The organism is Acidobacteriota bacterium (assembly GCA_018001935.1).
In the GTDB taxonomy this organism is placed as follows: domain Bacteria; phylum Acidobacteriota; class JAAYUB01; order JAAYUB01; family JAAYUB01; genus JAGNHB01.
The window spans coordinates 1-14,019 of the sequence record JAGNHB010000047.1 but is presented as its reverse complement, the minus strand read 5'-3'; the positions used below and the strand labels follow the sequence as shown (position 1 = coordinate 14,019).

Annotated in this window: 7 protein-coding genes and 1 pseudogene; 5 read left to right on the top strand and 3 right to left on the bottom strand. The window is 64.2% G+C overall.

From position 1 onward, the window contains the following. Positions 1-62 precede the first annotated feature (62 nt). The 3 genes and pseudogenes from KA419_15620 (at position 63) to KA419_15610 (ending at position 5,024) form a co-directional block, all read left to right on the top strand. Complete coding sequence (locus tag KA419_15620; protein MBP7867363.1) at positions 63-1,397, top strand: formylglycine-generating enzyme family protein; 1,335 nt, start codon at positions 63-65, stop codon at positions 1,395-1,397. 335 nt (positions 1,398-1,732) lie between these two features. Then, positions 1,733-3,799, top strand: coding sequence for a hypothetical protein (locus tag KA419_15615; GenBank protein ID MBP7867362.1), 2,067 nt, complete (start codon positions 1,733-1,735; stop codon positions 3,797-3,799). A gap of 36 nt (positions 3,800-3,835) precedes the next feature. After that, positions 3,836-5,024, top strand: a pseudogene (locus KA419_15610) (YcaQ family DNA glycosylase). A 137-nt stretch (positions 5,025-5,161) separates the two neighbouring features. Here the strand turns inward: KA419_15610 and KA419_15605 are convergent. Further along, positions 5,162-9,676 (bottom strand): hypothetical protein, encoded by a 4,515-nt coding sequence (locus KA419_15605; GenBank protein ID MBP7867361.1) that lies wholly within the window; start codon positions 9,674-9,676, stop codon positions 5,162-5,164. Positions 9,677-10,237: 561 nt separating this feature from the next. Further along, complete coding sequence (locus KA419_15600; protein ID MBP7867360.1) at positions 10,238-10,702, bottom strand: hypothetical protein; 465 nt, start codon at positions 10,700-10,702, stop codon at positions 10,238-10,240. On the opposite strand from KA419_15600, the gene KA419_15595 reads away from it, so the two are divergent. After that, complete coding sequence (locus KA419_15595; protein MBP7867359.1) at positions 10,689-11,492, top strand: PhzF family phenazine biosynthesis protein; 804 nt, start codon at positions 10,689-10,691, stop codon at positions 11,490-11,492. The two genes, KA419_15600 and KA419_15595, sit on opposite strands and share 14 nt — an antisense overlap. Positions 11,493-11,856: 364 nt before the next feature. Here KA419_15595 and KA419_15590 read toward each other — a convergent pair whose 3' ends face one another. Continuing rightward, positions 11,857-13,152 (bottom strand): ankyrin repeat domain-containing protein, encoded by a 1,296-nt coding sequence (locus KA419_15590; protein MBP7867358.1) that lies wholly within the window; start codon positions 13,150-13,152, stop codon positions 11,857-11,859. 436 nt (positions 13,153-13,588) lie between these two features. On the opposite strand from KA419_15590, the gene KA419_15585 reads away from it, so the two are divergent. Beyond that, positions 13,589-13,861: a hypothetical protein gene (locus KA419_15585; protein ID MBP7867357.1), complete on the top strand. Its 273-nt coding sequence runs from the start codon at positions 13,589-13,591 to the stop codon at positions 13,859-13,861. Positions 13,862-14,019 lie beyond the last annotated feature (158 nt).

The following is a 14,019-nucleotide window of genomic DNA, read 5'->3' as shown; positions in this document are numbered from 1 at the left end:
GTTATCATGAAGCCATACTTGCCGGAGCCGCCACCGTGTTCTGTCACCAGTGTTTTCGGACCTTGACCCAATCCGGCCCCTGCCCCGACTGCGGCCACGACGCCGGCAGGGAAACCGGCGGAGCCCCGGCGCTCCCGCCCGGCACCGTGGTGGGCGGCGCGTTCCGGACGGGCCTCGTCGTCGCCCGGGGCGACCTCGGGTTCGCCTACGCGGCCCTCGACCTGGGTTCGAAGCAGACGGTGACCCTTCTCGAGTACTACCCTCACGCCCTGGCATCCCGCGGCCCGGACGGGGTCCGGGTCGTCCCCCAGCACCCCGCCTGGTTCGCGCACTGGATGGAGCGTTTCAAGGCGGAGCATTCCCCCGCGGGCCGTGTCAGGCGGGGTGCGCAGCCCGCCGTGCGGTGGGTCGAGGCCGGGGAAACCGTCTACACGGCGGTGGTGGCCGTCGGCTCGACCGCGGCCGCCGTACCCGCCAACGCCGCGGCGGCCCTGCGGGTCGCCGCCACCGGGAGCAGCCCCCAGAGCACCCCCCGCCCGGAACTCCCCCGGGTAAAACCGGCCTCGACCGCCAAGTCCGGCTGCGGCATGGCCGCCGCCATCTTCCTCCTCGCCCTGGTGTTCGTCCTCGTCCTGATCATCCTGGCCAGTCGCCCGTCGAAACCGGTCTCCACCCGGCCGCCCGCCTCGCGCCCGGCGGCGAAGACCGCACCCCCGAAGGGCGGGGCCGAAGGGGCTCCCGAGACCAACACCCTGGGAATGACTTTCGTGAGGCTTTCCCCCGGGCGGTTCGTCCGGGGCTCGTCCCTGGGCGACCCCGAGGAGCGGCCCCTCCACGGGGTGACCCTCACCCGGCCCTTCGCCCTGCAAACCACCGAGGTGACCCAGGCCCAGTGGAAGGTCTTCATGGAAAACAATCCCTCTACCTTCAAGGGAGACGACCGGCCGGTGGAGAACGTCTCCTGGGAGGAGGCCCAGGAGTTCGTCCGCAGGCTCAACAAAGCGGACCCCGGCAAGGGCTACCGTCTTCCCACGGAAGCGGAGTGGGAGTACGCCTGCCGGGCCGGCCGCACCTCGACGCGTTACGGCCTTCCCGACACCATCGCCTGGCACGGAGGGAACGCGGGCGGCACGACGCACCCCGTGGGGACCCGGCGCCCGAACCGTTGGGGGCTTTACGACATGCTGGGGAACGTGGCCGAGTGGTGCGCCGACGGCTACGGCGACTACGGGACGGAGCCCCTCGAGGACCCGGTGGGCCCGGCCGAATCCGAGACCCGGGTGAGCCGGGGGGGCTCCATCCTCGTCGAGGGCCGGGACCTCCGCGCCTCCCGCCGATCCCATCACACTCCCCGGTTCCGCTACCCCGACCTCGGCTTCCGCCTGGCCCGGGACTGAGCCCTTCGAGCCGTGATACGGACCACCGGGGACTGGGTCTCAAGGCCTGGGAGCTTTGGTCCCGCCAGGTTGAGCTTCCGCGCCCCGTTCAAGGGTTACGCTTCCCCGGCCACCGGGCAGAGGGAGAGGGCAACATCCACCATCCGCCAACGCTGTCTCATCTTCGCCACAGAAGTAGCCGTGGTCGACATCCAGATGCCAGTCCCCGACCCGGGAGGCGGTTCTCGCCAATTTTCTTCGGGAACACAATTTGATCTATCTTCCGAAAAACGTTATAATCAATCCCATTTTGAAGGTGTTATGGGAATGTCTTCCTGTGACCCATGGAGGATCAATTGTTGTTCCGATCCGCCGGTTTTATGCTCTGCCTCGTGACCCTGTTAACCCCGACGGCCGCTGGCGTCAACCAGTGGACCTCCATCGGGCCTTACTCCGAAAGGGTTCGTTCCCTGGCCATCGACCCTCAGCATCCAGCCACCGCCTACGCATTAGGCGATCGGTGGCTCTATAAAACAACCGACGGTGGGAGCAACTGGGCCCCCGTTCATTGGGGTGGAAACGCTCTTGCCGTGGATCCCTCGGCTCCGGCCACAATCTACCATGGAGACAGTTATAAACTATGGAAGAGCACCGATGGCGGCGCGCATTGGGATGAGGTCGGAAACGGATTGCCGACGTCAATCGGCTACATTGCCGCCATCGGCATTAGCCCGGCGGCGCCCGCGACGGTTTACCTTGGAACATCGAGTGGTGTTTACCGTTCCTCGAACGGGGGTCAGAACTGGTCACCCGTGAATCAGGGATTGTATTACACGATCACCCGCAGCCTCGTGGTCCATCCGGGCAATGCCGACATCGCCTTCATCGCCACCCAAGGCGGAGGAGTTTACAAAACCAACAATGGAGGCACCAACTGGGTCCAGGTCAACACCGGCTTGACCTACCTCTACCCGGAAGCGCTGGCGATCGACCCGAAGACCCCTTCTACCTTGTATGTCGGGTCGTCCCAGGGCATTTTCAAGACCACCGACGGGGGAGACCACTGGACGGCCGCCGATGGAGGCCTGACGAACAAGGACGTTCATCTCATCGTGCCGGACCCCTCCTCGCCCTCGACCCTGTATCTCGGCGTTGGCAACGATGGGCTCTTCAAGTCGGTCAACGGAGGAAATACCTGGTCACCCGCAAACGGCGGCTTCCCTTCCCCGCTGAACGTGAGCGCGGTAGCCGTGCATCCCGGGTCCTCCTCGACTATCCTGGCGGGGGTAATCGATCACGGCGGTCTTTATCGCAGCCTGGATGGGGGAGAAAACTGGTCGCCCTCGAACCGGGGAATCCTAAACGTCAGCGTTCAATCGATCGCCACCTCTCCGACAACTCCCGCCACTCTCTACGCCGGGACCTTTGGAATCGGTATTTTCAGGACTGAAAACGAAGGGGCGGACTGGACGGAATGCAATAACGGTCTGACCTGGTTCGGTGTGACCAGCCTTGCCGTCGACCCGGTCTCCCCGGTGGAAATCTTTGCCGGGACGGATGGGGGGGGGGCTTTCCGTTCAAAAGACGGAGGGAATCATTGGTCGGAAATCAACGCAGGCCTTCCGGACACCCTTTCATCCATCCTCACCCACCGATGGCTGCCGACGACTCTTTACGCGGCATCCCCAGTAGACCGCGTTTACAAGAGCATCGATGACGGTGATTCTTGGACGCCGAAGAATACGGGCCTCAACGCCGGCAACATCTACTCCATGGTTATGAGTTCATCAGTACCGGCCACTCTCTATGCCGGGACTTTTCTCGGAGTTTTCAAGAGTACCGACGGCGGGGAGTCCTGGTCCAAGGCGGCGAATGGTCTTCCTTCAGCAGCTTTCAATTTCGCCATGGCCATGCCGCCTTCAAACCCGGACCTTGTCTATGTGTGCTACGAAAGCTATGGGATCTACAAGACCACCGACGGGGGTCAGAATTGGAGTTTCGCCGGCATGGGTCTTGATGGGGCCGACGTCCTGAGTCTCGCCATCAACCCGGACCAACCTTCTCGTTTATATGCTGGGACCGATGGTTACGGGGTGTTCAGATCCCTGGACGGCGCCCAGAGTTGGGCCCCTCTGACTTCCGGCTTCGGAAGGGCCGGGGGGACCGCAGTCTTGTCTCTGGCTTTAAAAACCGACGATCCAGCCACGCTTTACGCCGGAAAGGAAAACGAAGGGATTTACATGATCACTTTCTCTCTCGATATCAACCGCGACGGGGAATCGAACGTCGTTGACGCTGTGATGCTATCGGGCTGCCTCGCCTCAACGGTGCTCCTTCCGGAGTGGAATCGTGGCGATATCAATGTGGATGGCCGGCTTGACGCCTCCGACCTGGTCTGTCTGCTGGTCGAATTAACGCATTAGCGCACCCGTTTTCGCGCCCCCCCTCTTGGCAATCCCATGGCCGCCGCCGACGTTCTCACCGCCGCCTCCGCCCGCCGTCTCTTTCTCGGCGCCCAGGGCCTGCTCTCCCCCCCCGTCGATCCCGGGCCCCGGCCTGTCGCTCCTGTCACTGGTCACCCGGCTGGGATTCGTCCAGGTGGACACCATCAACGTCGTCGCCCGCGCCCACGACCTCACCCTTCACGCCCGCCTGGACGATTACCGCCCCGAGCAATTGAAAACCCTCCTGGAACGGAACCGATCCCTCTTCGAGCACTGGACCCACGACGCCTCCGTCATCCCCACCGCCTGGTACCCCCACTGGAAAACCCGCTTCCGCCGCGACCGCCCCCGCATCGAGGCGCACCCCTGGTGGCGCAAGCTCCTGGGGGAGCACCGTGAGAGCGTGTGCGCCGAGGTCCTCGGCCGGATCCGCGCCGAAGGCCCACTCCGCAGCGCCGACTTCGAGCACCGGGGCGACCGGGGCCCCTGGTGGGGGTGGAAACCCGCGAAAGCCGCCCTCGACTACCTTTGGCGCATCGGCGACCTGGCCGTGGCGGGCCGGACGGCCTTCCAGAAGCTCTACGACCTCCCCGAACGGGTCTTCCCCGGCCTTCACGACGCCCCCGAGCCCGATCCCCCGGCCCACGCCGAGTGGGTCTTCTCCTCCGCCGCGGAACGCCTGGCCGTCTTCACGCCCCGGGAACTCGCCGCCTTCTGGGACGACCTCGGGGCCGGCGAGGCCTCCGCCTGGTGCAACGCCGCCGTGCGCGAAGGCCGTCTCGTCGAGGTCCTCGTGGAGTCCGCGGACGACGGGAAGCCCCGTCCCGCCCTCACGTTCCCGGACTGGCCGGACCGCCTTCACCGTCTTCCCCCGCCGTCGGACCGTCTTCGCCTCCTCAGCCCTTTCGACCCCGTCCTGCGGGACCGGGACCGCTGCCGCCGTCGCTTCGGCTTCGACTACTCCTGCGAGATGTTCACGCCCGCCGCCCGGCGACGCTACGGGTACTACGCCCTCCCTCTCCTCGAGGGCGACCGGTTCACCGGCCGGCTCGACGCGAAACTGCACCGCGACCGCGGGGTCATCGAGGTTCGGGGGCTCTGGTGGGAGCACGGGATCCGGGCGACCCGCCGCCGGACCACCCGGCTCCACGAGGCGCTCCATCGCCTGGCCGCCTTCGTCGGAGCACGCGCCGTGGAATTCTGACATCCCCGCCAGAAGTGCCATCGCCCTCGGGGCCATGGCTCAACCGAAGGCGATGCAGACACTTTCCCGTTCGTTTTCCGGGTTCTTATCAATCCCCGAGCCCCGTCGCCGAATCCCGGAGAGGTCGCCCGGGGCGCTCAGCGGCCGGCCTGGAGGGCGGCCAGCACGTCGAGGCAGTCCACGGCGGCGTAGTTGTACCGGTAGGCGGCCACGTGGGCCACGGCCTTCTCGTAGTTGGTCCACTGGGCCGCCTGCTCGGCTTCCGAGCGGTACTGCAGCGTCCCCTCCCAGGCCGTGAGGTCGAAGGGGGGTGTCCGGGGCACGCCGCCCGCCCCGTAGTAGATCCGGTCCCAGGAGGTGCCCCAGAGGTAGAAGTTGTTCTCGTGCACCTTGATGTTCACGTAGACGGTCTCCTCCCCCCGCCAGGGCTCGAGTTCCTCCCGGATCCACTGGGCGGCGTCCCGCTCCGGGTGCTCGTACAGTTTCATCTCGACGTGCTCGGGTCGGATGAAGAGCGGCCCCGCCGTCTCCCCCGGCTCCACCACCCGCCCGTGCACCACGTAAAGACCCGCCCCCATGTTTTCAAAGAGGTCGAGAAGCGCCGTCCCCACCGGGCCGTTCTCGGAGAAACCGGACACCACGGGGGGGGCATACCCTACCCACCCCGCCAGCCACGCGTACCCGCCCGGGCCGTCCCCGGGCCGGCCGGTGGCCAGGTCCAGGGCGTGGGTCTCGTAGTCCAGGAGCAGGGCCTGGAGTTGGTCCGCAGGGTAGGAGGCCAGTCCCAGGAAATCGAAAGTCCAGTAGTAGGGCGAGGGTGGGCGGACGTGGTAGGAGACCACGGCCTGCCGGGACTTTCGCAGCCGGTCCAGCAGCCCGGGCGCCTCCGCGGCGTAGGCCTGGACGACGGGGTCGGTGAGGTAGACATCCACGGGGACGTCGTACTTCTCGTGGATATCCAGGATCCGGTTGACGGTGCGGGCGCTGTCCTGCGGCAGCACCCAGTCGTGGGTGTTGATGGAGAAAAGGACGACGGGCACCTCCGCCCCGCAGTGCGCCTTGATGGATCCCTCGATGGCGCCGTAGGAGGAAAATTCCTGGATGGCCGTCCGCCCGGGGTTCGCCCCGTACACATCCTGCCAGAGGCGAACCGCTTCCGGGTAGGTGACCGACACGATCTCGCCGGCGTCCATAAAGGGCCGGAGGACGCCCAGCATCTCCGCCAGCCGGTCGTTGGTTTCGGCTCCCCCGGCGTCGGGGGTCTTCTTGTCGCGGATGTGGAGCGAGGCGGTGTGCATGGTCCCGTCGGGCAGGTCGCCGCGGCGCAGCTTGTCCACCAGTTCCCGCACGTAGGAGCCCTGGGCCCCGAAAACGGGGGAACCGCTGGCGTGGGTCGCTCCCAGGAGGGTCTGGTCGTGGGGGTCGCCCTGGCCGACGTAGACAATGCCCCGGGCGGGGTCGTGGAGGTAGAAGGTCTCCAGGGTGCCCGGATTCCAGACCCCCGAGGACATCTCGTCGAACCAGTGCCCCGCGAAGGCCGGGACGCTCAGGATCTCCGGGCGCCAGGTCTCCTGGGGGAAGACGCGGCCGTGAACCAGGCCGTCCGCCCCGACCTCGCCGTCGGCGCGCCAGTCCACCAGGCTCAGCAGTTCGCCGCCTGTCCCGCAGGAGGCGTGGATGACCCCGCCGATCACGGGGGCGGGATCGACGCCCAGGTCCCGGAAGAGCCGGGCGATGTCGGCGTAGTTGTACTGGACGAGGTGCCCGTGGGGGTCGGGCGAGAAACCGAGGTCTTCCGCCAGGTAGCGCACGATGTTCTTGCCGTTGGTGGATGCCGTGACCTCCCCCGTGTCGAACCGGGCCACGGCGTCGAGCACCGCCCAGTCGGACTGCCAGTCCAGGACGACGCCGGCGTCGCGGAGCAGGTGGAGCCTTTCCAGGAGGTCGTTCCGGTACTCCAGGTACCCGGAACGGGTGGACACCATGCCCTGCCAGGAGTCCTCGTTGTGGGAGAAGAACGTCAGGTAGACGGGGGTCTGGGGAGAAGCATCGGCGAGGGTGCAGCCCCCGAGCCCGAGCCCGGCGTCGCCCAGGACCGCCAGGCCACCCTGCCCCGCCGTCACGAGCCACCCCTCGGCCCCGGCCCCGAGCGCGGGGAAGAGGCTCGCGAGGTCCACCACGGTCCGGGCCCGCGGAGAGAGTCGGAGGGTGACGCTCCCTCGTTCGCCCTCAGGGGTGACGACGGTCAGACGGACCCGCTGGGTGATCCCCGAGGCGTTGAACAGGATGGGGACCGGACGGTCCGGGCCGCCGCCCAGCGGCAGGGTCAGGCGGTGGGCGGTGCGCCCCGTCAGCAGGGTCTCCGCTTCACCGGCCCCCCCCGCGAGACGGGCGAACAGGCCCCGGGAACCGAACCGGACCACCAGGCCGTCCACCGGGGACCCGGCCGCCAGGAAGGGCTGGAGGTCCACGGAGCCTCGGCCGCCCGCAGGGACCGGCACCGGGACCGGGGCCCCCTCCACGCCGGCCGCCACGGGGATCACCGATGCCGTGACCGCTTCGCCCCAGGGGTTGTCGAGGACCAGGGGCAGGGAGGCCCCGCCGGATGTCGGGAGCGGGAGGGCAACGGCCACCGCGTCCGGGTCGGCCAGGGCCGGCAGGCAGGTGACGGACCCGCCGGCGATGCCGGAGAGGGTGAGCCCGCACAGGGGCCCCGTCCCCGCCGCCCGGATCCGGGCAACGGACGACGTCGACACGCAAAACACCGAGGAGAGCATCACGGCGAACGTGCTCCGGGCCTCCAGGGCCAGCGTCCGCCCGGCCAGCACCGTGCCGTCGGCGGCGACGGCTTCCAGCCGCACCGTGTTCGCTTCGGCACCGGCGTTCATCAGCGCCACGCCGGTCCAGACGGGCGCCGAGGGCCCGGCGGGCATCAGGAACGTGACGTCCCTGGCCAGCCGCTTGGGAAGCGGGCAGGACAGGCTCAGGCCGAGCCCCGTGAACCGGTAGACCACGGCGAGAGAAACCCCGGTCGACGTGCCCAGGACCCGGGCGCACGTGCCCACGGTCAAGGGGATGCGGAGGGCGGTTCCGGCCGGGACGGTGTGTGAACTGGACCGGGGGTCCCCGCCCTCGAAACACTCGATCTGAAGCGCCTGTTCGGCGCCGGTGGTGTTGCAGGCCTCCAGGGAGCTTTCCCACCCGCTGGCACAGGCGATGAAGGGGACGGCGGTCTCGAAGGCCCAGGTGCGGGTCGCTGCCGCTTCCACCCGTTCGGCCATCTGGCGGACGGCCCCGGCGTTCACGATGCCGGAGGAGACGTCCGACGGGTAGCACCACCCGGCGGGGTTGGCCCAGTCGGCGGGCGGGGTGTTGGGGGCGTTGTGCGGGAGGTCGGTCCGCCCCGCGAGGCTGGGAAGCAGCGCCACGAGGTACTCCGGGCCCGGGTTGATCTGGACCCAGGGGCCCCGGGTGCTCCAGCTCTCGAACCCCTGCCGGACGTGGGGTTTGTCGGGACGGCTCTGGACGTGGTCCCGGACCCCGGCCGTGAACATCACCTCCAGGCCGGGCAAGCCGTCGACCGCGTCTTCCGCCAGCCGGACGGCCTCCCGCAGGTCCCAGAAGGCGTCCGCCTCGTCGACGGTCAGGATCGACGCCGGCCAGGCGCCGCCGAAAGCGTTGTTCGCCTCAAGCGCCCGGGACACCGTCCGGGAGTAGACGCTGCGCCCCGCCAGGGTGTAGGCGCCCAGCGGGAAGTCCTCGCCCATCTCCAGCACGCCGTCGAAATCGAGGTCCGGGAGGCTCTCCCCGGTGGCGGGGTTGTAGGCGACGGTGTAGACCCCGTCCCCGTTCCCGTCGTGAAAGACCGGCACCGTCCCGGCCGGGTTGTAACGGATGTCGGCGGTGTAAACGGAGGCCTCGAGGGGGCCGTATCCCTGGTACCGCGGGTTGAGGGCGTTGAAGTCCACGGCGTGGCTCTCGCCGTCGATCAGGCGGTATCCCCCCAGGTCCACGGTGGCGATCTGGCTGGAGACCGGCGACTCCCACTGGATGACGTACCGGAGGACCCCCGCCAACTCGGCCCCGTGGCGGGCCGCCACCGCCGCCACCATGTTCCCGCCGTTGGAGAGACCGATCGCCCCCACGTTGGCGGTCTTCACCGGGACGGGGCAGCGCTGGGCGATGGTCTTGCCCGTGGAGTCCACCGACAGCCCCGCGGCGTAACGGATGACGTCGCAAACGGCCTGGATGGACCGCTCCCCGCGGTCGTCGTAGGTCCCCGAGGATGTGAACGGACCCTGGCGGCCACCGGGAAAGAGGAACGACACCACGACCACATCGTCCAGGGGCGGCGGGAAGGGGTTGTTCAGGTCGCCCGCCGAGGTCCCGCCCTGGCAGACCACGATTACCGGCGCCCCGTCAGCGAAGCGGGCGTGGCCCGCCGCCGGGACGAAGAGCCGGACGGCGAGCGCCCCGCCGGACACCCCGGTGCTGGAGGACGGCAGGCGGAGATCGATAGCGGTCAGCGCGGCCGTTTCGGCGCGCACCGTTCCGGAGAACATCAGGAACCAGAAGGTCAGGGCCCCCACAACCCCCAGGGCCACTCCTTTCAGCTCACGGCTTGATCCGGGCACGACATCGCAACGGCTCATGATTCTCCTCCCACGCACGGTACTCCCTCGGGACCACGAAGCTCCCGCTCCTTCGCTTCAGGTTCCCCGGTCGGAGAGTTCAATCGCGGGTGAGTGCGATTGTTTCAAGGGAAGCGGTGAAATCGAGGGGCGAATAGGGCCCGAAGGACGTAAAGGACCCAAAGGACCCAAAGGACCCAAAGGGCCCAAAGAACCAAAAGGGCCCAAAGGACACAAAGGGCCAAAGGACACAAAGGACCAAAGGACACAAAGGACCAAAGGACACAAAGGACCAAAGGACACAAAGGACCAAAGGACACAAAGGACCAAAGGACACAAAGGACCAAAGGACACAAAGGACCAAAGGACACGAAGGACCAAAGGACACAAACGACATGAAGGGGAAGAATGCTTGAAGGTATGAAGGGCATGAAGGGCATGATAAACCAGATGAGGTCCTAGGCCGAGAGATGCCGTCCTTTATGCTTTTTTAGGCGCTTTAGCGGTTGCGTTCTTCCCAACATGTTGTCGTTTCTGGTTGCCTGCCGAGGCCACTTTTCCGGGCAAAGTCCTGGAAAAAGCCTAGTCCTCTATGCCCTTTATGCCCCTTATGCCCCTTATGCCCTTTATGTCCTTTATGCCCTTTATACCCTTTATACCCTTTATACCCTTTATACCCTTTATACCCTTTATACCCTTTATACCCTTTATACCCTTTATACCCTTTATACCCTTTATACCCTTTATACCCTTTATACCCTTTATACCCTTCATACCCTTTATACCCTTCATACCCTTTATACCCTTCATACCCTTTATACCCTTTATACCCTTCTGGTCCTTTCGGTCCTTTCGGTTCTTTCGGTTCTTTCGGTCCTTTCGGTCCTTTCGGTCCTTTCGGTCCTTTCGGTCCCTTTGATCCCTTTGGTCCCTTCGTCCTTTCCGCCGTAATGCACAGCCGCCGAAGATTGCCCCTTGCCGGGTGCGGGCGCTTCGGGTACGATGGGTCGGCACCGGCGAAAGGAGGACAATCATGTCGAGAGCCATCCCCATCTTCCAGGTTGACGCCTTTACCCACCGCCCCTTCTCGGGCAACCCCGCCGCCGTCTGCCTTCTCGAAGCCGAAAAGGAAACCGGCTGGATGCAGTCCGTCGCCCTGGAGATGAACCTCTCCGAGACGGCCTTCCTCGTCCCCGAGGGCGACGGGTTCCGGATCCGCTGGTTCACGCCGGCGGTGGAGGTCGCGCTCTGCGGTCACGCCACCCTCGCCAGCGCCCACGTGCTGTGGGAGACCGGGACACTCGACCCGGGCCGGCCGGCCCGTTTCACGAGTGCGAGCGGTCCGCTGGGCGCCCGCCGGGACGGCGGCTGGATCGAACTGGACTTCCCGGCCCGCGCGGAGGGCCCGTGTGAAGCGCCCGCCGGCCTCGCGGAGGGGCTGGGCCTGGAACCGGTCTACGTGGGCCGCAACGTGGACGACTACCTCGTCCTGGCGGCGTCCGAGACGGTCGTCCGGGGCCTTGCGCCGAACCAGGCCCTGCTGCGGAAGCTGAACGTCCGGGGCGTCTCCGTCACGGCCCGAGCCGAGACACCGGGGTTCGACTTCGTCTCGCGCTTCTTCGCGCCCGGCTCCGGGATCGACGAGGACCCCGTCACGGGGTCGGCCCACTGCTGCCTGGGACCGTTCTGGGGCAAGCGCCTCGGGAAGACGGACCTCACCGCCTTCCAGGCCTCGGCCCGCGGCGGCGTCGTCCGGGTGCGGGTGGCCGGTGACCGTGTGTTCCTCGGCGGACAGGCGGTGACGGTGTTTCGCGGGGAGTTTGCGGAAGCGGTTTAGGGTGTTGGGTTGTAGGCTGAAGGCTGAAGGCTGAAGGCTGAAGGCTGTAGGCTGTAGGCCCGGAGAGTTTCCCATCGGGGTCGGTATCGGGGTCGCCGTCGCAGTCGCCGTCGCAATCGCAGCCGTGAACGCGGTCGCAGCCGGGATCGGCGGCCCCCTTGGAACCATCATGTAGTGCAAACAATAATATTTACTGTTATAACTAATATTGATGGTTTCGTAAAAAGTCGGAAAACGAACGGGAAAGTGTCTGTAAGACGTTTGTTTGAGCCATCACCCGGAGGGTGATGGTACTTTTTTACGGCCCCATCAATATTATTCAGAGATGTCATGAAAGATCGGGCTTTCGGGCGAATTCAGATCATCAGACGAAACAATCTGTATGATGCTTCAGATAAGCCTTGCTGACCGTAAAGACCTTGTTACAGTTGTGACATCGGAACTCGTGATCATCGGTGTTTCCCGATAGGATGCATCCTCCCCAGTCAATCGTCACGGTTACATCAGTCTTATAGCCGCATACTCCACAGGGAATAACGAATGTTACATCCCGGCCTTCAGCGGCTTCGCTCGTCCCGACAGAAGCCGTTTGCTCCTCACTGTACTTGTTCTCGTCAATTGAATTCGGAGTGGACGAGTTGATTTCACGTTCCGCTCTTTCTTTTTCGTATATTTGACCGAGTGCATATCTAAAATTGTCCACATGCTTTTCATAAGCAGGGTTGTCCAATACAGCTTGAATCTCCTCAATTGCTTTTAGACCAACCAGGGCGGCCAGCGCCTTGCTCTCACGCTTGAAATGCCGCGCCATCACATCTTCTTGCTCTCTTATAGGACTACATACGCTTTGAGGATTGTATCCGATAGTGAATATGCTAGTCTGTTGCCGGAGTCTGTCCATCAGTAATGCTTGAGGGTCGCATCGTAGCTCATTCAACTTTTCACGTGCCTTACATCCGTTTACATGGCTCTGAATCGCAAGCGCCACCAACCCGCTCGCAGCCGCCTTGTTCCCGATACATGCAATTGATAGAGACAAATCATCCATCTCTTGGATGCTCTGGCATTCTGCCAGCATTTTCAGGAGGGTCGCCCAGTCTCCGCTTTTTTTGGCCTCGTCCCTGGCTAAATCTTTGCTTTCTTTTGCGCCAGCATTAATCAGTGCGGTGACAACTTCAGGCTTTGCATATTTGCAGTACGCAATAGTTAACGGTGTATAACCATCACTACTCTTTTCATTGACGTTAGCACCAGCCTTGATTAATGCCCTGACAACACTACTGTTTGCCCCGTTTATCAAGGCCATCATCAGAGGCGTTATTCCATCTTCATCCTTTGTGTTTACATTTGCGTCGGTGTTTATCCGTGCTATCACAATCTCATAACTTGCGCTTTTCTTTAGCGCTCTCATTAAAGGCGTAGACCTGGGCCGCGCACGGAGATAGAACCACAGAGATATTATGCCGAGTGCACTAAATACTACCCCAACAATGCAATATGATAGTATCTCCCTCTTGTCGGACCCTCCGTTGGGGGCGTTGAAATGCATAATGCCGATTATCGCCACCACAAAGCATAGTACCCCACTCCCGATCCCAAACACCATCCCCCACACAGCGAGGGCCACTCGTGACTGTTTAGATTGATGCGTTGCTTCCATGAGTTTCGCTCCTGATAATCTGCCGGCGGCAGGGATGCAGCCTCACACAGGCACAGGCTGGATATGTGTCTCCGCTGAATTGCCTGTATTCACAACTCAATTATCTCATGAGCCTTTTCTGATAAAAATAGATAAGACCCATCTTCTTCAGTCCGGCCGGCCATTCAGGTATGAGGGGAAACGCAACCACGGAATTATCAAGAGGCGGCAGGATCGCGAGGGGAGTAAATCAGTTCCCTGGAGCAAAACCCGGTGCCAAACAAAATCTCCTCAATTTTATAATAAAGAAATAATAGCGCAAATTTCATGGTGACTATTGGAGGTCGCGATGTTCTTTCGCGAGAAACGTTGTGGTTCGTACCGATACCTGCAAATCGTCTAGAATACCTGGGGCGGCGGCAAGACCCGGCAGCGGGTCATCGGCACCCTGGGACGGGTGGAGCATCTCCAGGACGAGGGGAAGCTCGACGCGCTCCTGGAGTCGGGTGCCCGGTTCTCCCGCAACATCCTCGTGCTCAACGCCCACCGGGAGGGGAAACTCGAGGAGCAGGGAAAGTGGCGGACCGGGGGGCCGCTCGTGTTCGACCGGGTCTGGTCGGAGACGGGATGCGCGGCGGTGATCCGTAAGCGCTTAATAAACCCCATATGGAAAGAGGGGGAGGGATGGGGGAGGATGAGGCATCTTCGAGAGGAGGTGCTTCATGAATGACGGGACGATGAAGGCCAGGGCGATGTCGGGGGCGGCATGGGGCGGTGATTATTCCGAGAACGCCGGGGTGGATTTCGGCGAGGCCCGGCTGAGCCAAACGGAAGAGGAGTGGCATCCGGGGTCGCCGGTTTACGGGACGGAGGAATGCGGCCGGGTGG

Coding starts and splice junctions, on each gene's coding strand:
- KA419_15590 (MBP7867358.1), bottom strand. CDS start 13,152: ATGGAAGCAACGCATCAATCTAAACAGTCACGAGTGGCCCTCGCTGTG.
- KA419_15605 (MBP7867361.1), bottom strand. CDS start 9,676: ATGAGCCGTTGCGATGTCGTGCCCGGATCAAGCCGTGAGCTGAAAGGA.
- KA419_15600 (MBP7867360.1), bottom strand. CDS start 10,702: ATGGCTCTCGACATGATTGTCCTCCTTTCGCCGGTGCCGACCCATCGT.
- KA419_15595 (MBP7867359.1), top strand. CDS start 10,689: ATGTCGAGAGCCATCCCCATCTTCCAGGTTGACGCCTTTACCCACCGC.